This window comes from Methylobacterium sp. M6A4_1b, assembly GCF_053345175.1.
Map to the genome: position 1 here is coordinate 1 of NZ_JBKEZQ010000041.1, position 20,728 is coordinate 20,728.

Below are 20,728 nucleotides of genomic sequence, written 5' to 3' on the forward strand. Positions count from 1 at the left end.
TGTCGAAGCTATGAAGGTTGTTCACCCGAGGCGGGGGTGAGAGGCTGGGGTTGCGAAGCCGACCAACCCTGACCGAGCGCCCCGGATGAACACGCATCAGCATGCCCGCATGACGGTCCATGGTCGAGCCCTCCTGGTGAACCGGATCCTGGTCGAAGGCTGGCGCGTGGCCGAGGCGGCGCAGGCCGCCGGCCTCAGCGAGCGCTCAGCCTACAAGTGGCTGGCCCGCTTTCGGGCGGGTGGCGCGGGGGCGCTTCGCGACAGAAGCTCGGCGCCCCTCCGACCGAAGGTGCGTGTCACGCCCGTGATCCGCACGCAGGTCGAGGCTCTGCGGCGCACGCGGCTGACGGGTCAGGTCATCGCCGAGCGCCTGGCCCTGCCACGTTCCACCGTCGGCCGAGTCCTGCGCGGCCTGGGCCTCGGCCGTCTCAGCGCGCTCGAAGCCCGACCGCCGGTCATCCGCTACCAGCGCGAGAGGCCGGGCGAACTCATCCACATCGACACGAAGAAGCTCGGCCGGATCGAGGGCGTCGGTCACCGCATCACCGGCAACCGGCGCGATGGCCGGCGCGGCATCGGTTGGGAGGCCCTGCATGTCGCCATCGACGACGCCTCGCGTCTTGCCTACACGGCGGTCCTGCCCGACGAGACCAAGCAGAGCGCGCTGACCTTCATGAACGAGGCGCTGGCGTTCTTTGCCCGGCACGGCGTCACCGTCGAGCGCGTGATGAGCGACAACGGCTCGGCCTACCGCAGCCATGCCTTCCGCGATCTGCTCGCCGAGGCCGGCCTGCGCCACGTTCGGACGCGGCCCTACACGCCGCGCACCAACGGCAAGGCCGAGCGCTTCATCCAGACCTCGCTGCGCGAATGGATCTACGCCGAGCCCTACGCCTCGTCCGCCGAGCGGATACGCGCCATGAGCCCCGGGATCGACCACTACAACACCAGCCGAACCCACTCCGCCCTCAGCCGACAGACACCCTGGCAAAGGCTGAACAACCTTCTGGGCAACGACACCTAGGCCGGGTCTTCCGGACGGTGCCGCCCCCATGAGGGAGGCAGGGCGGTTCACGCCGGACGGGGGAAGGAGCGCACGCGATGGGCCTCGGATCGACGGTGCGGTCCCCGCAGGGAGAGGCGCCGACCGACCTCCGCTTCGATGTCGTGGCGGGCATGACCGCCGCGGCCGTCGTGCTGCCGAAGGCGATGGCCTACGCGACGGTGGCCGGCCTGCCCGTGGCGGTCGGCCTCTACACCGCCTTTCTGCCGCCGATCATCTACGGGCTGCTCGGCTCATCCCGGGTGCTCAGCGTGACGTCGACGACGACGCTGGCCATCCTGACGGGGGCCGAACTCGGCAGCGTGGTGCAGGATGCCGATCCCGAAAGGCTTCTGACCGCGACGGCGACGCTCACGGCCCTCGTCGGCGCGTTGCTCGTGACGGCACGCCTCCTCAAGCTCGGCTTCGTGGCCAGCTTCATTTCCCTGCCGGTCCTGACGGGATTCAAGGCCGGGATCGGGCTCGTGATCCTGCTGGATCAGGCGCCCAAGCTCTTCGGGTTGCACATCGTGAAGCAATCCTTCTTCCCCGACCTCCTCAGCCTCGCGCGACACGGTCTCGAAACCTCCCTGCCGACCCTTGCGGTCGCCGGGGCGACCTTGACCCTGCTCGTGGGCCTGAAGCGGCTCGCGCCGCAGGCGCCGGCGCCGCTGATCACGATCGCGGCGGCCATCGCCGCATCGTGGCTGCTGGGTCTCGGCGCATGGGGGGTCTCGACCGTCGGGACCATCCCGCAGGGCATTCCCGCCCTGGTCCTGCCCGATCCGAGCCTGATCCGGACGCTGTTGCCGGGGGCGCTGGGCATCGCCCTGATGAGCTTCACCGAGAGCATCGCGGCCGGGCGGACCTTCGCTGCCCCGGGCGATCCCCCCCTCGACGCCAATCGCGAGGCCGCCGCCACGGGAGCGGCGAACCTGGCGGGTGCGTTGCTGGGGGCCATGCCGGCCGGCGGCGGCACGTCGCAGACCGGCGTCGTACGGGCCGCCGGAGGGCGGACGCAGGCGGCCTCCCACGTGATGGCGGCGGCAGCCCTCGCCACCATGCTGTTCCTGGCCCCGGTCCTCGGGCTGATGCCGCAGGCAACGCTTGCCGCCCTCGTGATCGTCTACTCGGTCGGCCTCATCCAGCCGGCGGAGTTCGCGGCCATCTTCAGGGTCCGGCGCATGGAATTCCGCTGGTCCATCACGGCCGCGTTCGGCGTCCTCGTCTTCGGGACGCTTCAGGGAATCGTCGTCGCCATCGTTCTCTCGTTCATCGGGCTCGCCCTCCAGACGGCCCAACCGCGGATCTCGATCATCGGCCGGAAGCGCGGCGCCGACGTCCTGCGTCCGCGGTCGCCCGACCACCCGGACGACGAGACCTTCGAGGGGCTTCTCATTCTCCGCCCGGAAGGACGCCTGTACTTCGCCAACGCGCAGAACGTGGCCGACCGGATCCGTACCCTGATCGCCGAGCATGCGCCGCGCGTCGTCGCCCTCGATCTCAGCCGGGTGCCCGACATCGAGTATACGGCGCTGCAGATGCTCCAGGAGGGTACGCGCCGGACGGACGTCACGGTCTGGCTCGTCGGCCTCAATCCGGGCGTCCTCGACGTGGTCAAGCGCGTGGGTCTGGATCGGGAACTCGGACCGGAGCGCCTGCTCTTCAACGCGCGCGCGGCCATCGCACGCTACGAGGCCCTCCAGGGGACGGCGGCGCACGCCTGACGGGCCTGTCCGTCACGGACAACGCCGCTTCACGAGAGGCTTCCCCTCCGGGACCGGCTCGGGGCATGAACCGCGAAGAGATGAACCGCGAAGGGATGCGCCGCGAAGAGATGTGCCGCGCGGCCCGGCCGCCCGCCACGGGGGACCTGCGCCCCGCGCCCCGCGCCCTCGGCCTGCGCCGACGTCACGCGGCGCAGAGCGGCGCCCTCCCCTACTCAGCCGGCACGGGCTCGACCGTCTTTCGATCGGCCGTCACGGGCTTGCTTGCGTGGTAGGCATCCCGGTAGCCGCGGGCCACGGCCCGGACGCCCCTGCCGATATCCTCGTAGACCTCATCGGGCAGGTTCGCGAGGGAGACGCGCAACGACCAGTTCGGTGCCTCGAAGCCGCCGCCGTTGAGCAGAACGATCCCATGGACCTCGGCCAGGCGGAACGCGAGGTCGAGGGGATGAACGTTCTTCTTCAGATACTCGACGGCGTCGTCGCCGATGTTCTTCCGGGCCCAGAACTCGAAGTCGATGAGGCCATAATAGGCATCGAAGTTCGCATTGGGCGTCAGCTTGAGACCCAAGCTGTCGATCAACAAGCGGGCACGCCGGTTGACGATCTCCCGGCACGCGCCCTGATACGCTTTGCGGTCGTCCATCAGTTCGGCCACCGAGAAGAGGCTCATCATCACCTGCTGCGGCAGCGAGAGGCCTGCCGTGTGGTTGAGCGCGACGTCGCGGCTGTCGGCCACGATGCGATCGATGAACTTCAGCTTCCTCGGCTCGAGCGTCAGGGGTCCATACCGTCGGTCGAGGGCCGTGACCTTGTCGGCCGGAAGTCTCGCGATTTTCTTGTCGAACAGGTTGTCCTCATGGACGGCGATGACACCGAGGCGCCATCCCGTGCAGCCGAAGTACTTCGAGTAGGAGTAAACGCCAATTGTATTGTGCGGCAGCTCGGCCATCAGCGATTGGAAATCATCGACGAAGGTTCCGTAGACGTCGTCGGTCAAGATCATCAGGTCGGGCCGTTTCGTCTTCACCAGTTTGGCGATTTTCGCGACCGTTTCCTTGCTGAGCGCGATGCCGGTCGGATTGCCCGGGTTGACCACGAAGAAGGCTTTCACCTTGGGGTCGAGCAGCTTCTCGATCTCCGCATCGGTGAACTGGAACTTGTTCTCCTGCGGTGCCCGGATGTGCACGACCTTGAGGGCGTAATCCTCGAGGTGCGTCATCTCCAGGTAGGGCGTGAAGATCGGCGTGCCGAGGGCGATGGTGTCCCCGGGATTCAACAGGCGGTTGGCCTTGAGTGACTTGAACAGATAGCACATCGCCGCCGTCCCGCCCTCGACCGCGTAGAGGTCGAATTTTCCGGCGGGCTTCTTCTTTCCGCACATCGCCCACATGAGGTATTCGTGTACGATCCGCTCGTTGTGGACCAGCATACGGTCCGGCACCGGATAATTGTCGCCGATGATCGAATCGACGAGTTCGTGCACGAAGGCATCCGCGTCGAAGCCGAACGCCTTGACCGCATGGGGGACCATCTCGGACAGAAAGGGCGCGCCCGGCAGGTCGGGATGGTGTTCGAGCCAGGAAGCCAAGCGGTCGGCGATTCCGGCGGCCTGGGGCATGCCGGCGAGCCCCGCCGGATGCTGCATCGTCCGCCGGCTCTCGGTGACCGCAAACTGACCGAGGAGGAAGAAGCCCTCCCGGGCCGTGGTGGCGATCCAGTTGGGATTGCCACGGCCGGCGTTCAGAAAAGCCGATTGCGTTCGCCTCGATGTCGACTTGGCAAGATTGATCAGCTCATCCTTGATTTCGAACGGACTGAGAGACTCGAAGCTTTTGAGATGAAGGACGTCCACCATCGAATTTCTCCTTCGTTTTCCTGTCAAGAACTGAGGATCACGATGACCATCCCGTAGATCGTCAGCACGGTGTTGCCGACCGCGTAGGGCATCCCGTAGCCCAGCGCCGGAATCTTGCTCTTCGCGGCTTCCTGGATCATGCCCAGGGCCGCCGTCGTCGTCCGCGCGCCCGCGCAGGCGCCGAAGAGGATGGCCGGGTGGAACTTGAACACGTACCGACCGATGTAGACCGCCAGGATCATCGGGACCGAGGTCGCGACGGCGCCCCACAGGAACAGGCTGAAGCCGACCTCCCTGAGGCCTGCCACGAATCCCGGCCCGGCGGTGATGCCGACGACGGCGATGAACACGTTGAGGCCCAGGGTGTTCATGAGCCAGAGTGCGGGCCCCGGGATGCGGCCGAAGACCGGGCGGATCGTCCGCAGCCAGCCGAGCACCAAGCCCGCCAGCAACGCGCCGCCTGACGTGGACAAGCTGATCGGAATCCCTCCGATCTTGTAGCTCAGGGCACCCACCAGGCCACCGAGGACGATGCCGGCGCCGAGGAAGGCCACGTCGGTGGTCTCGATCGCCCGGTCCGGGTAGCCGAGGTGCTGGATCGCCGCTTCCACGTGACGCCGACCGCCGACCAGGGTGAGGATGTCGCCGCGCAGCACCTGCGTGCCCGGCAGGACCGGGATCTCGACCATGTTGCGGGTGAGCTTGCGCAGGTAGACACCGCGCGCCCAATCGCACTCGGAAAGCGCTCGCAGCGTCTGGCCGCCGACCTTCCGGTTGGTCACGAAGACGTCGACGACCTCTGCCGGAACGTCGAGCAGTTCCCGGTCCTGCACCTCCTCGAACAGCGGGCTGATCCGCTCCACGAGGTTGGCCCGGCGCCCCGAGATGGCGACGACGTCGTTGGCCTGCAGCACGGTGCCCCCGTCCGTCTCGATGATCTCCGATCCGCGCCGCAGGCGCTCGACGAAGACCCGCAGGTCGGGCCAGATCTGCTTGACCGGGAGCCCCACGATGCTGCGGTCGTCGCCGATGCGGTAGGCGCGCATCTCGATCTGGCGGTAGGCCGAGGTGAGGCCCGGTTCCGTACTGCCAGCGCCGCCCAGCTCGGCTTCGTAGTCTCTGCACGCCTTGGCGAGATCCACTCCGATGAGCTTCGGGCCGATCTGAGCCAGAATGATCGCCGAGCCGATCGTGCCGAAGATGTAGGTGACCGCATACCCGATCGGGATCTGATCGTTGTAAGTCTTCACCTGCTCGGGTGAGAGTCCGAGGCGCGAAATCTGTTCGGAGGCGACGCCGATCGACGCCGAGATGGTTTGGGATCCTGCGTAGAGGCCGGCCGTATATCCGAGATCGAGCCCCGCGACGCGCGCGCACAGGATCGGGACGACCAAGCACAGCGCGAGCACGACGAGGGAGAAGCCGATCTGTTTCGGGCCCTCCTTCGTGAGTCCGCTCATGAATTGAGGACCGACGCCGTACCCGATGGCGAAGATGAACAGAATGAAGAAGGCGGACTTGACGTTGGGCGAGATCGTGATGCCGATCTGCCCGATGGCGACCGCGGCCAGCAGGGTCGCCGTGACGTTTCCGAGGCTGAAGCCGGCGATCTTGATGGGCCCGATCGAGAAGCCGATGGCCAAGGACAGGAAAATCGCCAATTCCGGGTACAGGCGCAATGCCCCGACGAACCAGTCGATCATGGCAGATCCCCCCAAGATGAGATCGGAAGTCGTTCTTCCGGGTTTTTGTCTTCAGACGCACCAAAGGTTGCGCCGATGCTTTGGCGCGATCTCAATCCGGATCGTAGACGGGATAATAGGGGCCGGTCCGATACCCGATGGCGCGCACCGATGCCGGCGCGTGGACGATGGGGTCGTACGGCAGGACCACGGCGCCGGCGGAGATGAAGCCCGCAAGCGCACGCAGATCGTCCGGCTGGCGCGGATCGCGCGAAATCAGCTCGGCTTCGCGTCCAAGCCGGATGTTGCACGCCCTCGCGGGAAGGCCGTTCGCGGGTGTGCAGGCGTCGTGCCGCGCGCAGGCCGCATCGAGGGCATCGATGGGCGGCTCCGGCGCATTGTTGCCCATGCCGCAGTAGTTGCCGTGGATGAGCATCGGTGACCGCTGCCCGACCTGCTGCGACTGCGCGAGCGCGGGTAGGGCAAGGCATGCACTCAGGACGAGGGGAACGGCGATCCTGTCGATCATGGGGTGCACCTGAAGCGCGTGGGACTGCTCCTGCCGAGGACGGGTCGTCCTCGGCCTGGCCGGATCAGGTTGGGCGTCTTGGCCGGATTCGGCGTGAGGTCAGCTGGAACGCCCCTCAGTAGGGGACGCAGCCACCCGCATTGGCATCGTAGTAGGCGTAGCGCCCGCAGCCGCCATAGGACGAGCCGTAATAGCCTGCGGCGGTCGCGGCAGCGGCGGCGCCGACCCCGACAGCGGCCAGGCCGTAGCCGCGATAGCCGTAACCGCGATAGCCGTAGCCGCGGTTTGCGTAGCCGTAGCGGCCGTGGCCACGATGATACCCGCCGGCCACGCCGCCGCGATAGCCGCCCCGAAAGCCGGCGCCACGCCCACCGTGAAAACCACCGCCATGAAAACCACCGCCGCGGAATCCGCCGCCGCCGCCGCGAAAGCCGCGTGCATCGGCCACGACACTCGTCATGATCAGGGTGGCGATCGCCGCAGAGGTGAGAAACACTGTTTTCATGTGCCTGTCTCCTTGCCCAAAAATTCGGACGGAAGCGTAAGGACATCTGATCCCGCAAGCAGACACCAGGTCCGTTGGCGTGAACCAGATCGGGTTCGTCTTAGAAATGCGAATGATTATCAATGCAGAGGCGGGAATTGCGCCATGTCAGTATCGTATACACCGAGAACGATTCCCGCTTGATCAATCGAGACAACTTGGGCGCTGCCGGAAACAATCGAGCGACGATCTAGGAAAGATTGCTGGCGTCGGCACTTGCATCGACGGTGGGTGACGAAGCGCGTCAACGGTGTCGCTGGCGCCCCGGTCGGAGGGCACGAAGGGCCTCGTCAGACATCCCGGGGCAACCGCGCGGGAATCGGACGAAGGCGTGTCAGGTCCCGCCCCCACCAGGAAGGCCGGTCGTCGGAGAGGGCTTCCGGGCGGCTGCGCATGCGCCGTCCATCGGCAGGCTGCGGAGCTGATCCCTCAACAGCGCCGGTAATCGATCCCCGTCGGATCTTCGGCATGGTAATACCGCTTGAGAGCGCCGTTCGGCTGAGGGCTCAGGTGAACTCTGACCTCTTGCGCCGCAACGGCGTTCGCACAGTCGAGAACAAGCAGGTTGCGATCGCCGCTCGGTCGAAGTGCCTTGATGCTGCACGTGGCCAATGGCGTTCTCAGGCGCTTGCCTGCGATGATGAAGGCCGGCGCAAAGATGTCGATCGGCTTCTTGAACGAGGCACTCTTGCCGGCGGACCCCTTGCCGGCGGACCCCTTGCCAGCGGGCGCATAGACGGTTCCGCAGTCACGCCCCTCCAGCACCCAGGCACCCTGGTAGGCAGAGAGACCGCTCCCCGCCACCGGCGTTCCAGGGATTGCGGGCGAAGCCGCAAGGCTCAACCCCAAAGCTGCGGTCCCCATGAGACGAGCCGTCCCCATCGCGAGATCCTCCACGTGTCCGATCGGAACAGCAGCCGAGGCGACGCTGCGCAGACAGGATTGTCCTGCGGACAACTCAGGTCCGTTTACGGGCGGTTCGCCTTCCGCCATGCGCTCGGCGTCATGCCCGACCAGCGGCGAAAGGCGTGCGTGAAGGCGGCAGGCTCGGAGAAGTCGAGGGCAGCGGAAATCTGCCCCAACGCCAGAGTGGTATCGACGAGAAGCTGCTGCGCCACCTGGAATTGCGCCTCGTTGGCAAGGCGCCGGAAGCTCGTGCCCTCCGCCTGCAAGTGGCGGCTCAAGGTGCGGCGGTTCACAAGTTGCGCGCGCGCGACGCGCTCCGCCTTGCAGCGCTGCCGTGTCACCTGAATCCGAAGGTATCGGCGAAGCTCATCGGTCAGATTGGAAGACTGTTTGGCCTCGAGTTCACGAATGCGGTGCTCTGCCCGCTGGCGGGCATTCGGGTCTGCACCGACGATAGGCTTCTCCAGGGATCTGTCCGAGAACGCGATGGCAGCCACGTCCTGATCGAACCGGACCGGTGCCCGGAAGAAGTGTTCATAGGGACTCGTGTCGCGTGGCCTGGAGCGAGGCAGCAGAACTTCCTCCAGTGTCCAATCCGCTCCACACAATGCGCGAAGGACGTTGGTCAGTGTGGCGAGCGCTCTCTCGGAATGAATAGCAGCGCTTCCGGCTTCCGGATCATAGGGGGCGTAGCTGAGGACGGTGACACCGCCGTTGGAGCCAAGCCCGATCACCGCGCCCCAGTTCTGGATGCCGGCATGTGCTTCGAGAGCCCGCAGGGCATCGCCGACGCTGCCCGAGTGGCGCATCAGCAGACCGAGTTGCCCCATGGACTCCAGAGTGTCGCACTGGCCGACGAGGAGCCCGAGGTGAGGACACTTTGTCCGGCCGGCCCCAAGGCTGATCAGGCGGCCGAGATCCGCATACGGGACGAGCTCCCCGCCGTCGAGAAGGCTGGGATCAAGCCTCAGCTCGGCAAGCAGGCCGACCGGATCGGCACCGAGATCGCGAAGGGTGCGGTCGATCGCTGCCCCGACCCCCGGACGGCTCAAGGGAACTGGACGCGGCTCTTCGCTCGTTTCGACGCCACCGGCTCCCACCGACCGATATGCGGCGCCAAGGGAGCTTATTATCACAGAAGAGGACATGACCACCCCTGTTTGCACGCCGATTCAGCGTAAGCGCGACAGTTAAATCAGATCCAGATTGAACGGCTTGATCGAATGGGACAATATTTCGAAGCGTATGAATAGAGCGCATAGAGTAAATTCTTATTTTCTAACATACGATTACTATCTCTGGTAAAATTTCTATTTGCAAATCCGAATAGAAGTTGTCTTCGGGCCGACCGATGCCCAATTTTGCAAAGGCCCAGGGTCGAGGCCCGGGCCGTGCCGATGATCGTGTTCGCGGCTCTGCTCGAGACGGGGACCATCGCCACGGCGGATGCCGCGCGCCCTTCGATTCAGGAGGCCGGGGAACGCGACGTCCGTCGAGCGGACCTCAGCCTCGCGTGACGTAGAACCACTTCGGCGCGAGGCGGCGGTCGCTCTCCATCCCGGAGACGCCCGGAAACACATCGTCCGCTCGGTACACGAAGGGCGTGCCATCCGGGATCGGTTCGTCCAGGCTGATCTCGCTCTCCGGACCGCGGGTGAACCCGCCGAGCCCGAGGCGTTCGAGGGCGTCGCAAAGGGCGAGGTACCGGGCGTAGGGAACACCGAGTTCCCGCAGGACGTCGATCTCCCGCAGGCTGTTCGTGTCCGGCAGTCCTTGTGGACGATGCGGTGTGACGCGCTGGCCGTTGATGAAGCGGGTGCTTTCATACCATCGCGTTCGGTCGAGCGCATCCGGCGGGGCTGTCCGTGCCCGCCGCGCGGGCCGAGCCGACGATCGGCCTCGCCGAGCGCCGGGCGATCGCGGCCTACCGCCAGGACCGCTACCCCGCGCAGGAAAAGGCGATTCAGGAGGCGGCGGGCTTCGCCGTGCCGGTGGAGGTGGCTTGGGACGACCTCACGATCCCAGGCGACGCCAAGTATTACGCGGACGAGGGATATTTCGGAAAGACCATCTTCGAGCCCATCGCCGCCGGTCTGAAGGAGGTGGCTAAGGACACCATGGGCCGCGAGGCCCTGGCGCAAAAGCTCAAGACCATCCGCGTCCGCTTCGACGAGAAGACCGCCCCCGCCTCGAACTACCCCAACGGCCTCACGTTCTCCGGCGGGGTCCTCGACGTGAATTGGCGGCCATTCGCCAACGTGGCCGACTTCAAGGACCGGGTCGAGGCCGTGGTGAAGGTGCTGGAGAAGAACCTCTGACCGTGCGGGGAACGGCCCCGGGCCTCGCACTCCTGCTCGCCGCGGGCGGGGCGGCGGCCGAACCGGTGGCGCGGTCCGGCATTTACGACAGCCTGACCCTGGCGGTCTCCGGCTGCCGGCGGCCGACCTCGCCGTGGTGACGCCCTGACCCCAGGATGGCTCGAACGGGCCGGAAGCCCGTCCCCGATCAGGCGGATACCCGATGCGCCGATCCCTGTTTCCCGACGTCTTCCTCGCAGTGCTGGTCCTCGCGGCCGGACCCGCCTTCGCCGAGGCGCCCGCCGCGCCGCCGCGCCCGGCCACGATCTGGGTACCGGTGGAGGAGCCGATGAGCGCGCTCCTCAACGGCGGTCACCGCATCGTCTCCGCCTCCGGTCCGAGCTTCACCCTGGAGCGGGGCGGCAAGCACGTGGTCTGCGAGCCGAGGCCGGCGGGCGGGATGCGCGGCACGGCCGAGACCACCTCGACCTGCCATCGCGTGAACTGAGAGCCTGTGCGAGGGCGCGCGGTTCGGCGGGATTGTTCAACGCATCGGCGGCCATGAGGCAGGCCATGCAGGTGCGGCGGCCGGTCGCGACCTCGAGGCGGCCGGCGCGTTCACGCAAGAGTCCACCCGGCGGCTGGACCAGCCGAAGGTGTGCTCGACCACCCGGTGACCCTGACCCAGCAAACCGGTCCACGCTGAGCGCAAGGTTTTCGGGCATCCTGAACCCTGAGGGCGGGTGGAGGCCATGCCTCGCAAACGCTTCACGAAGGAACAGACCGCCTTCGCCCTGCGGCAGGCGGAGAACGGGGCGACGGTGACCTCGCCACGGCTCCCAGGGGCGTCCTTCGTTCCGATGTGCCGGTTCCGGTCGAACCGAAGCCGCCGCCTTCCCGGTCTGGCCTCCGCCGCTCGGCTAACTCTCGCAACCGGAGCCCTTGGAGGCTATAGCGGGGTGACGTGCGCTGGCGCGTCCTCATTTGCGGAATGGCGCCTCTGGCCATTCTCACGGTTGTGCCTGTCCGCCCGTTCCTCTCATCGCCCGAGCTGATGCCGCCTCAACTCCTCCTCGCCGTCGCCGCGATCCTTCCCTTCCTCGGCAGCGCGGCCGTGATCGGTCTGCCCGGACATGCGCGCAACGCCGCCGCGATCCTGGCCGGCTCCATCCTGGTGATGTGCCTGACCTGCATCGGGCTTCTCTACCCGGCCGTGTCCGCGCCCGGCAGCAGCGTCGTCTGGGCGGTCGAGTGGCTGCCGACGCTCGGCGTCCAGTTCGTCCTGCGGCTCGATGGCTTGGCCTGGCTGTTCGCGATCCTCGTACTCGGGATCGGCGCGCTCGTCGTCCTGTACGCCCGCTATTACATGGCCGCCGAAGATCCGGTCCCGCGCCTCTTCAGCTATCTCCTCGCCTTCGTCGGCGCGATGCTGGGCATCGTGCTCTCGGGCAATCTGATCCAGCTCGTCGTGTTCTGGGAACTGACGAGCATCGTGTCCTTCCTGCTGATCGGGTATTGGACCGACAACGCGTCCGCCCGCGACGGGGCGCGGATGGCCCTGACCATCACGGCGGCCGGCGGGCTCTGCCTGTTCGTCGGCATGGTGCTGATCGGGCAGATCGTCGGGAGCTACGATCTCGCGGTGGTCCTGGCCTCGGGCGACACGATCCGGTCCAGCCCGCTCTACCTCCCCGCCCTGATTCTGGTGCTCGCGGGCGCCCTCACCAAGTCGGCACAGTTCCCCTTCCACATCTGGCTGCCGCGCGCGATGGCGGCCCCGACGCCGATCAGCGCGTACCTGCATTCCGCCACGATGGTGAAGGCCGGCATCTTCCTGATGATCCGGTTCTGGCCCGTGCTGGCCGGCACCGAGAGCTGGTACTGGATCGTCGGCACCGCCGGCATGGCGACGATGCTGGTCGGGGCCTGGAGCGCGATCTTCCAGCACGACCTCAAGGGCCTGCTCGCCTACTCCACGATCAGCCATCTCGGGCTGATCACCCTCCTGCTCGGCCTCGATTCCCCCCTCGCCGTCGTGGCGGCGATCTTCCACACCGTGAACCACGCGACCTTCAAGGCCTCGCTCTTCATGGCGGCCGGGATCATCGACCACGAGACGGGCACGCGGGACATGCGCCGCCTCAGCGGATTGTGGCGGGCGATGCCCTACACGGCGACGCTGGCGATGGTGGCCGCCGCCGCGATGGCGGGCGTGCCCCTCCTCAACGGCTTCCTCTCGAAGGAGATGTTCCTGGCCGAGGCGGTCGACAATGCGGGCGAGCACTGGCTGAACCTCGCCCTGCCCGTCCTGGCGACCCTGGCGAGCGCCTTCACCATGCTCTACTCGGTGCGCTTCATCCGCCAGACCTTCTTCGGGCCCGCTCCCCACGACCTGCCGCACGTGCCCCACGAGCCGGTCCGGTGGATGCGCATCCCGATCGAACTGCTCGTCCTGGTCTGCATCGCCATCGGCCTCGTGCCGAACTTCACCATCGGGCCCGCTCTTTCGGGGGCGGTCCGGTCGGTCCTCGGCGCACGGACGCCGGACTACGACCTCGCGATCTGGCACGGATTCAACGCGCCGCTGGCCCTGAGCGTCGTGGCGCTCGTCGGCGGCGTCGCGCTCTACGTCGCGTTTGGGCGGCGGATCAACGCCAATCCCCGTGGCGGCCCCTGGCTGATGGACCGCCTCGACGGCGGCTGGCTGTTCGAGCGGTCGATGACCGGCCTCGTGACCGCGGCCCGCCGACTGGAGGGGCATCTGGGCAGCGAGCGCCTCCAGGTGCAGTTACGCATCCTCTTCCTGACCGTGCTCCTGGCCGCCATGGTGGCGGGCGTCGGGCGGGAGCTCGATCTGTTCGCGCCGGGCAAGAGCACGGATTTCGACCCCGCCTTCGCGCTGATGTGGCTGGTGGGCGCGGCCTGCGCCGTCGGGGCGGCGGAACGGGCGAAGTATCACCGCCTCTCCGCCGCGATCTTCGTCGGCGGCGCCGGGCTCGTGAGCAGCCTGACCTTCCTCTGGCTCTCGGCGCCCGACCTCGCTGTCACGCAGATCCTGGTCGAGATCGTCACCACGGTGATGCTCCTCCTGGGCTTGCGCTGGCTGCCCAAGCGCGACGCGGCCATCCCGGCGCCGATCTCCGAGGCGGCGCAGGCCCGGCGGCGGCGCCTCGTCGACCTCTGCATCGCAGCCTTCGCCGGCCTCGGCCTCGCCGGCCTGTCCTACGCGGTGATGACCCGGCCGGCGGTCGACGGCATCGCGCGCTGGTTCGTCGAGGAGGCCTATCCGCGGGCGGGCGGGCGCAACGTGGTCAACGTCCTGCTGGTCGATTTCCGCGCGTTCGACACCCTGGGCGAGATCTGCGTGCTCGGCATCGTCGGGCTCACGGTGTTCGCGCTGCTGCGCCGCTTCCGCCCTGCCTCGGACAGCCTGGAGCGGCCCAAGCAGCAGGTCAGCCACGATGCCTACGACGCGGCGCGGGCCGGCCGCAGTCCCGGCGACACCGCCGCGGATGCCCTGCTCGTTCCGCGCGTGGTGATGACCTGGCTGTTCCCCTTCATCGTCCTGCTCGCCCTGCACCTGTTCCTGCGGGGACACGACCTGCCCGGCGGGGGCTTCGCGGGCGGCATCGCGCTGACCATCGCCTTCGTGCTGCAATACATGGCCCAGGGCGCCGAGTGGGTGGAGGCGCGCCTGCGCATCCGGCCGATCGCCTGGATCGGCATCGGCCTGCTGGTCTCCGTCCTGGCCGGCGCGGGGTCGTGGCTGTTCGGGCGACCGTTCCTCACCGCCTACTTCGCCTATTGGGAGCCGCCGCTGCTCGGGAAGGTGCCGGTCGCGAGCGCCCTGGTGTTCGACCTCGGGATCATGGTCCTGGTGGTGGGCGCGAGCGCGCTGATGATCGTCGCCCTGGCACACCAGTCCGTGCGCCGGACGCGGGCGGCCGAAGCCGAGGCGGAGCGCACCGCCGAGAGGGAGCCGGCCTGATGGAACTCGTCCTGTCGCTGGGCATCGGCGTCTTCGCCGCCTCGGGCATCTGGCTGATGCTGCGTCCGCGCACCTTCCAGGTCGCCCTCGGCATCTCGCTCCTGAGCTACGCCGTGAACCTCTTCATCTTCGCCATGGGGCGGCTGACGGTCGGGGCGCCGCCGGTGCTCGGGGCCGGCGCCGAGGTGGTCTCCGTCGACGACCCGGTCCCGCAGGCCCTGGTCCTCACCGCTCTGGTGATCGGCTTCGCGCTGACGGCGCTCTTCCTCGTCGTCCTGCTGGCCGCCCGCGGCATCACCGGCAGCGACCACGTGGATGGCCGCGAGCCCTCCCAGGCCGAGCCGCAGCCCGGGAGTCCGCACCCGTGATGCGCTTACCCAGCAGGATGCGTTCCCCCCTGATGATCCGTTGCCGATGACCCCTTCCGTCCTGACCACCACCGCCGAGACCGCCTGGTCGGACCACCTCGTGGTGCTGCCGGTCGTGCTGCCGATCGCCGTCGCCGGGGCGATGTTCCTGTTGGACGAGCGGCGGCTACGGCTGAAATCGGCGCTCAGCCTCGTCACGATGCTCCTCCTGGTCGGCATCGCCCTGGCGCTGGCCCTGCGCGCCGATGCGGCGGCACACGTCTATCGCCTCGGCAACTGGGACGCTCCCTACGGCATCGTCTTGGTGGCCGACCGGCTTTCGGCGCTGATGCTGGTGCTGGCGAGCGTGCTCGGCCTGTGCACCCTCGTCTTCTCCTTCGCCCGCTGGGGCCGGGCCGGGCCCCGCTTCCACGGCCTGTTCCTGCTGCTCCTGATGGGCGTGAACGGGGCCTTCCTCACCGGCGACCTCTTCAACCTGTTCGTCTTCTTCGAGGTGATGCTGGCGGCCTCCTACGGCCTCGTCCTGCACGGCTCGGGCGAGGCGCGGATCCGGGCCGGTCTCGGCTACATCGCCGTGAACCTCGTCGCCTCGCTGTTCTTCCTCGTGGGCGTCAGCCTGATCTACGGAACCATGGGTACGCTCAACATGGCGGACCTCGCCCGGCGGCTCGCGGCCCCGGCGGCGGCCGAACTGGCCCTGTTCGAGATCGGCTGCGCCGTGCTCGGCATCGCCTTCCTGATCAAGTGCAGCGCCTGGCCCCTCGGCTTCTGGCTCCCGACCACCTACGCGGCGGCGAGCGCGCCCGCGGCCGCGATCCTCGCCATCCTGAGCAAGGTCGGCATCTACGTGGTGATCCGCCTGAGCCTGCTCCTGTTCGGTTCCGGCCTGTCCGCAGGCTTCGGCCAGACCTGGATCCTCGCGGCCGGGCTCGCCACGATGGCCTACGGCACCCTCGGGATCCTGGCCGCGCGCGAACTCACCCGGGCCGCGGGCTACGCCGTGATGATCTCGTCCGGCACGATGCTGGCGGTGCTGGGCACCGGCAGCGCCGCGGCGCTCGCGGGCGCCCTGTACTATCTCGCCGGATCGACGCTGGCGGCCGGCGCCCTGTTCCTCCTGGCCGAGATCCTGCAGCGCGGCCGCGCTCCGGGGCAGGCCCAGCAGGCGGTCTTCGCCGACGAGTACCGCGACCCCTTCGACGACGCCGACGCGATCGAGATCGGCCGGACGTTTCCAGCGGCGGTCGCATTGCTGGGCGGCGGCTTTCTCCTCTGCACACTGATGCTCGCCGGCATTCCGCCGCTGGCCGGGTTCGTCGGCAAGCTCGCGATGTTCACCGGATTGGCCGCCGGCCCGATCACGGCCTCGGCCTGGTGGCTGATCGCCACCCTGACGCTCTCCAGCTTCGGGACCCTGGCGCCGCTGGTACGGCTCGGCATCCAGAACCTCTGGGTTCCCAGCGACGACCCGCCGCCGGTGCTGCGCCCGTCCGAATTCCTGGCGCTCACCGGATTGCTGGCGGCCTGCCTGGCCCTCGCCCTCTGGGGCGGCCCGGCCCTCGCCTATGCTGACGCCACCGTCCACTGGCTGGCCCAACCGCAGGATTACGTCCGCGCCGTCCTGGGCGCGGCGCGGGGAGGCGCGGGCACATGAGCCGGTTCCTGCCCTACCCGCTGCTGACGCTCGGACTCACCCTGACCTGGCTCCTGCTGAACGCGCCGCCGACACCCGGCAGCGCCGTTCTGGCGCTCCTCGTCGGGCTGTCGGTCCCCGCCGTGATGCGGGCGTTGCAGCCCCGCGCCGTGCACGTGCGCGCGCCGGGCACCCTCGCGCGCCTCGCCGTCGTCGTCCTCTACGACATGGTCCGGTCGAACATCGACGTCGCCCGGATCATCCTCGGGCTGCGCCGCGGCGCGCGGCGCACCGGCTTCGTGTCGATCCCCCTCGACCTGCGCGAGCCCTTCGGCATCGCCGTCCTGTCGATCATCCTCACCGGCACCCCCGGCACGTTGTGGGTGCAGTACGATTCGCAGGCCGGCTGCCTGCTCCTGCACGTGCTCGACTATACGGACGGCGACGAATGGGTGCGGCGGGTGAAGGACCGCTACGAGCGCCCCCTGATGGAGGTCTTCGCATGAACGCCATCGTCGTTCTCGACTGGGGGCTCGGCCTCGCCCAGGGCATGCTGGTGCTGGCGATGGCGCTCGCCGCGTGGCGCATGCTGCGCGGTCCGCGCGCGCAGGACCGCATCCTCGGGCTCGACACCCTCTACCTCAACGGCATGCTGGCGATCGTGGTCCACGGCATGCGCACCGGCAGCGGCCTCTACTTCGAGGCGGCCCTGATCCTCGGCATGATCGGCTTCACCGCCACCGTGGCGCTGGCGAAGTTCCTGATGCAGGGCGAGGTGATCCAATGAGCGGCGCGGAGCTACCGCTCTGGGCCGCCTGGCTGGTGGTCACCCTGGCGGTCGTCGGAGCCGCTTTCGCGCTGACCGGAGCCCTCGGCCTCATCCGCCTGCGGACCTTCTACGAGCGCGTCCACGCGCCGACCCTCGGGGCGACGCTGGGCATGGCCCTGATCCTCATCAGTTCCATGCTGCTCCTGTCGCTGATCGAGGGGCGGCTCGTCCTGCGCGACGCCCTGATCGGGGTGTTCCTCACCGTGTCGACGCCGGTCACGCTGCTGTTGCTCGCACGGGCCGCCGCGCATCGTGACCGCAACGAAAATGCGTCTGACGCCCCGCCGGAGCTCTGAGTGGAGGAAAACTCGTGCGCATCGGGGGCCCAGGTGCGCGCAACGGCCGGCGGGCCAGCCTCGGACTTGAAATTTGCGCGCTCATAGATAGCTTACTATTTATTGGCGCGCCATCCGGCGGATCGTTCCGGTCAGGTTGCCACGAGGCGACGAGATGGACCTGCGCGAACTCAGCCAAGCCTATTCCCACACCCTGATCCTCACGGGACGCCAGTGGCGTCGCGTGGCCGACACGGTCGCGGAACGGCACGGGATCTCGGAGGCGAAGGCGCTTCCGCTGGTGATGATCGCGCGGATGGGGGACGCGCCGCGCCAGCACGCCCTGGCCGAGGCGGTCGGCATCGAGGGGCCGTCGCTCGTGCGCCTGCTCGACCAGCTCGAGAAGGCCGGGCTGGTGGTCCGCACCGAGGACCCGAGCGACCGGCGCGCGAAGGTGCTGAGCCTCACCGCGGAGGGGAAGGGGGTCGTCGCCGCGATGGAGGTCGAGCTCGACCGCTTGCGCGCGGCGATGTTCGCGGACGTCGACCCCGCCGACCTGGAGGCGAGTCTGCGGGTTTTCCAAACGGTGCAGGACTTCGCTGCCAAGGCCTCATCCGGTCGGGCTCCTCCCGGGGAGGCCGCGGAATGACCCTGCCGGGCTGGCGCGACTGGGCCTTTTCTCTGAAGACCTTCGGCGCCGGCATGCTGGCCCTGTTCCTGGCGTTCTGGATCGACCTGCCGAACCCCTATTGGGCGCTCGGCACCGTCTACATCACCAGTCAGGTCCTCGCCGGTGCCACCCGCTCGAAGGCACTCTACCGGGTGCTCGGCACCCTGCTCGGGGCCGTCGTGACGGTCGCCCTCGTGCCGAACCTCGTGACCGCACCGGAGCTCCTGACCCTGGCCATCGCGCTGTGGGTCGCGATCTGCCTGTACTTCTCCCTGCTCGACCGGACCCCGCGCAGCTACGTCATGATGCTCGGCGGCTACACGGCGGCCCTGATCGGGTTCCCGTCCGTCGGCGACCCGGGGACGATGTTCGACACCGCGGTGGCGCGCGCCGAGGAGATCACCCTCGGCATCCTCTGCGCCGGCCTCGTCAACACGGTGGTGCTGCCGCAATCCGTGGCGCCGGCGATCACCGGCCGGCTCGACCTCTGGCTGCGCGATGCGCGCAACTGGGTCATCGAGGTCCTCGGGCGCGCCCGCTCGACGAAGGACACGCAGGCGACGCGGTTGAAGCTCGCCTCGGACGCGGTCGCGTTCGACGCCCTGGCGACGCCCCTGCGCTACGACCTGACCGGGGCGGAGCGTTCGGCCGAAGCGATGGCGACGCTCCGCCAGCACATGCTGATGTTCCTCCCCATCGCTTCCGCGATCGCGGACCGCATCGAGACGCTGGAACGCGCAGGCCCCCTGCCGCGGCGCCTGCGCTCCCTCCTCGATGATCTGGCCGCGTGGCTCGGCTCAGGCACGACCGAGCAGGCGCGAGCCGACCGCCTGAAGGCCGCCGCCGATGCCCTCGAACCGGGGCTCGGGGCGCGGCCGTCCTGGGAGGCCCTGGTCCTGGCGAGCCTGCTGGCGCGCCTGCGCGACTTCATCGACCTGCGCCAGGACGCGCGCATCCTGCAGCGTCACATCGCGGACGGGACGCCGGTCACCGAGGACCTGACCTTCCGGTACACGGCGGCGGCGCGCACGATCCGCCACCGCGACCACGGCATGGCGCTCCTCTCGGCGGTGGGCGTGTTCCTGACCATCCTGGTCACCTGCGCGATCTGGATCGCGACCGGATGGCCGCACGGCTCGGCCGCCCCGATGATGGCGGCGGTGGGCTGCAGCTTCTTCGCCGCCCAGGACTGACCTGACCGGTATTTTGGAGCGAGCCGATTGAGAGGCTACTGCATGGTGGCGGCCATGGGTAGCCGGAAGGCCAGGTCCGGGACGGTGACAGGCGCGGGCGGCCGGTAGCCCAAGGACGAATGCGGGCGAACGCGGTTGTAGGTGTTCTGCCAGATCCCAATCACGGTCTGTGCCTCCTTGAGCGAGTAGAAGATTTCTTGGCGTATGCACTCGTCCTTCAGCTTGCCATTGAAGCTCTCACAATAGCCATTCTCCCACGGCGATCCTGGTGCAATGTACTGGATCTGCTGGCCGGTTTTGGCGACCCATTTCCGCAAAGCCTTCGCGATCATCTCCGGGCCGTTGTCGCAGCGGATGTTCTCCGGGATGCCATGCAGGCACATCGCGTCGGCCAGCGCCTCGATCACACCCAGACTGTTGATGCGCCTCGCGACCTTCAGCGCCAGGCAGGCGCGACTGTGCTCGTCGATCAGCGTCAGGATGCGCAGGCTTCGCCCGTCGTGGGTCTGGCCCTGCACGAAGTCGAAGCTCCAGACGTGATTGCGATGGAGAGGCCGCAGCCGTACGCAGGAGCCATCGTTCAACCACAGCCGGCTTCGCGGCCGATGCTTTTGCGGAACCTTGAGCCCCTCACGACGCCAGATCCGCTGAACCCGGTCTTTCCCTACCTGCCAGCCCGCTGCCTGCAGCAGCGCGGTGACGCGGCGGTAGCCGTAGCGTCCGTGACGAAGACGCCAGGGCGACGATGGCGCGGGTCAGCGCATCCTCGTCAGCCGGTACCGTGGGCACGTAGCGTTGCGTGCCCCGGTGCTGGCCGACGATCCGGCAGGCATGGCGTTCTGAGAGACCATGCTTCTCTCTGATGCCGTCGACCGCCCGCCGGCGTCGCTCCGGGGCTACGAGTTTCCCGCGGCGACGTCCGCCAGCACCTGCTTCTCCAGGGACAAATCAGCCACGAGCCGGCGCAATCGAGCGTTCTCGCGCTCCAGATCCTTCATCCGACGGGCCTGGTCGATCTGCAGGCCGCCGTACTCCTTGCGCCAGCGATAGCAGCTTTGCTCGGAGATCTCCGCCTCCCGGCACGCTATCGCCAAACTCTTACCCTGCGCCGTCTGCACCTCGATCTGGCGCAGCTTCAGCACCACCTGCTCCGCACCCGTCTTCTGACCTCGCTTCATGTCCAGCTC

18 protein-coding genes and 2 pseudogenes are annotated in these 20,728 nt (G+C 68.0%); 13 read left to right on the forward strand and 7 right to left on the reverse strand.

Features of this window, described 5'->3' with window-relative positions:
* Nucleotides 1–85: 85 nt before the first annotated feature.
* Together ACLBWX_RS21610 and ACLBWX_RS21615 are read left to right on the forward strand one after the other, a co-directional pair.
* Entirely contained in the window at nucleotides 86–1,024 is a 939-nt protein-coding gene (locus tag ACLBWX_RS21610) for an IS481 family transposase (RefSeq protein WP_447676926.1), read from the forward strand.
* Between the two features lie 77 nt (nucleotides 1,025–1,101).
* Nucleotides 1,102–2,769: a SulP family inorganic anion transporter gene (locus ACLBWX_RS21615; protein WP_447679019.1), complete on the forward strand. Its 1,668-nt coding sequence runs from the start codon at nucleotides 1,102–1,104 to the stop codon at nucleotides 2,767–2,769.
* A gap of 211 nt (nucleotides 2,770–2,980) precedes the next feature.
* On the opposite strand, the gene ACLBWX_RS21620 is transcribed toward ACLBWX_RS21615, so the two are convergent.
* From ACLBWX_RS21620 to ACLBWX_RS21645, 6 genes are all read right to left on the reverse strand, one after another.
* Nucleotides 2,981–4,627, reverse strand: a complete 1,647-nt coding sequence (locus ACLBWX_RS21620; RefSeq protein WP_447679020.1) for a bifunctional aspartate transaminase/aspartate 4-decarboxylase — start codon at nucleotides 4,625–4,627, stop codon at nucleotides 2,981–2,983.
* Between the two features lie 23 nt (nucleotides 4,628–4,650).
* Nucleotides 4,651–6,330, reverse strand: coding sequence for an aspartate-alanine antiporter (gene aspT / locus ACLBWX_RS21625; RefSeq protein WP_447679021.1), 1,680 nt, complete (start codon nucleotides 6,328–6,330; stop codon nucleotides 4,651–4,653).
* A gap of 91 nt (nucleotides 6,331–6,421) precedes the next feature.
* Nucleotides 6,422–6,838: a hypothetical protein gene (locus ACLBWX_RS21630; protein WP_447679022.1), complete on the reverse strand. Its 417-nt coding sequence runs from the start codon at nucleotides 6,836–6,838 to the stop codon at nucleotides 6,422–6,424.
* Nucleotides 6,839–6,953: 115 nt separating this feature from the next.
* Nucleotides 6,954–7,343 carry a hypothetical protein gene (locus tag ACLBWX_RS21635; RefSeq protein ID WP_447679023.1) on the reverse strand — a complete coding sequence of 130 codons (390 nt, stop codon included), beginning with the start codon at nucleotides 7,341–7,343 and terminating at the stop codon, nucleotides 6,954–6,956.
* Between the two features lie 468 nt (nucleotides 7,344–7,811).
* Nucleotides 7,812–8,375 (reverse strand): hypothetical protein, encoded by a 564-nt coding sequence (locus tag ACLBWX_RS21640; protein ID WP_447679024.1) that lies wholly within the window; start codon nucleotides 8,373–8,375, stop codon nucleotides 7,812–7,814.
* Complete coding sequence (locus ACLBWX_RS21645) at nucleotides 8,351–9,340, reverse strand: AraC family transcriptional regulator (protein ID WP_447679025.1); 990 nt, start codon at nucleotides 9,338–9,340, stop codon at nucleotides 8,351–8,353. The genes ACLBWX_RS21640 and ACLBWX_RS21645 overlap by 25 nt, the downstream gene beginning before the upstream one ends.
* Before the next feature lie 807 nt (nucleotides 9,341–10,147).
* Between ACLBWX_RS21645 and ACLBWX_RS21650 the strand changes: the two genes are divergently transcribed.
* The 11 genes and pseudogenes from ACLBWX_RS21650 to ACLBWX_RS21700 all read left to right on the forward strand — a co-directional run.
* Nucleotides 10,148–10,606 carry a hypothetical protein gene (locus tag ACLBWX_RS21650; RefSeq protein WP_447679035.1) on the forward strand — a complete coding sequence of 153 codons (459 nt, stop codon included), beginning with the start codon at nucleotides 10,148–10,150 and terminating at the stop codon, nucleotides 10,604–10,606.
* 2 nt (nucleotides 10,607–10,608) lie between these two features.
* The gene (locus tag ACLBWX_RS21655) at nucleotides 10,609–10,746 is read left to right on the forward strand and encodes a hypothetical protein (RefSeq protein WP_447679026.1); all 138 of its coding nucleotides are present in this window, start codon (nucleotides 10,609–10,611) and stop codon (nucleotides 10,744–10,746) included.
* A 62-nt stretch (nucleotides 10,747–10,808) separates the two neighbouring features.
* Entirely contained in the window at nucleotides 10,809–11,093 is a 285-nt protein-coding gene (locus ACLBWX_RS21660; RefSeq protein WP_447679027.1) for a hypothetical protein, read from the forward strand.
* 546 nt (nucleotides 11,094–11,639) lie between these two features.
* Entirely contained in the window at nucleotides 11,640–14,573 is a 2,934-nt protein-coding gene (locus ACLBWX_RS21665) for a monovalent cation/H+ antiporter subunit A (RefSeq protein ID WP_447679028.1), read from the forward strand.
* Nucleotides 14,573–14,941 carry a Na+/H+ antiporter subunit C gene (locus ACLBWX_RS21670; protein ID WP_447679029.1) on the forward strand — a complete coding sequence of 123 codons (369 nt, stop codon included), beginning with the start codon at nucleotides 14,573–14,575 and terminating at the stop codon, nucleotides 14,939–14,941. The genes ACLBWX_RS21665 and ACLBWX_RS21670 overlap by 1 nt, the downstream gene beginning before the upstream one ends.
* Before the next feature lie 46 nt (nucleotides 14,942–14,987).
* The gene (locus ACLBWX_RS21675; RefSeq protein ID WP_447679030.1) at nucleotides 14,988–16,595 is read left to right on the forward strand and encodes a monovalent cation/H+ antiporter subunit D; all 1,608 of its coding nucleotides are present in this window, start codon (nucleotides 14,988–14,990) and stop codon (nucleotides 16,593–16,595) included.
* Nucleotides 16,592–17,080 (forward strand): Na+/H+ antiporter subunit E, encoded by a 489-nt coding sequence (locus tag ACLBWX_RS21680; protein WP_447679031.1) that lies wholly within the window; start codon nucleotides 16,592–16,594, stop codon nucleotides 17,078–17,080. Before ACLBWX_RS21675 ends, ACLBWX_RS21680 begins: the two co-directional genes overlap by 4 nt.
* On the forward strand, nucleotides 17,077–17,361 hold the full coding sequence (locus tag ACLBWX_RS21685; protein ID WP_447679032.1) for a K+/H+ antiporter subunit F: 285 nt from the start codon (nucleotides 17,077–17,079) through the stop codon (nucleotides 17,359–17,361). The genes ACLBWX_RS21680 and ACLBWX_RS21685 overlap by 4 nt, the downstream gene beginning before the upstream one ends.
* On the forward strand, nucleotides 17,358–17,699 hold the full coding sequence (mnhG, locus tag ACLBWX_RS21690) for a monovalent cation/H(+) antiporter subunit G (protein ID WP_447679033.1): 342 nt from the start codon (nucleotides 17,358–17,360) through the stop codon (nucleotides 17,697–17,699). The genes ACLBWX_RS21685 and mnhG overlap by 4 nt, the downstream gene beginning before the upstream one ends.
* A 154-nt stretch (nucleotides 17,700–17,853) precedes the next feature.
* Entirely contained in the window at nucleotides 17,854–18,327 is a 474-nt protein-coding gene (locus tag ACLBWX_RS21695; protein WP_447679034.1) for a MarR family winged helix-turn-helix transcriptional regulator, read from the forward strand.
* A pseudogene (locus ACLBWX_RS21700) lies at nucleotides 18,324–19,538 on the forward strand (FUSC family protein); the annotation flags it as partial. The gene ACLBWX_RS21695 and the pseudogene ACLBWX_RS21700, both read left to right, overlap by 4 nt.
* Before the next feature lie 38 nt (nucleotides 19,539–19,576).
* On the opposite strand, the pseudogene ACLBWX_RS21705 reads toward ACLBWX_RS21700, so the two are convergent.
* Nucleotides 19,577–20,719: pseudogene (locus ACLBWX_RS21705) on the reverse strand (IS3 family transposase).
* Between the last annotated feature and the right edge of the window lie 9 nt (nucleotides 20,720–20,728).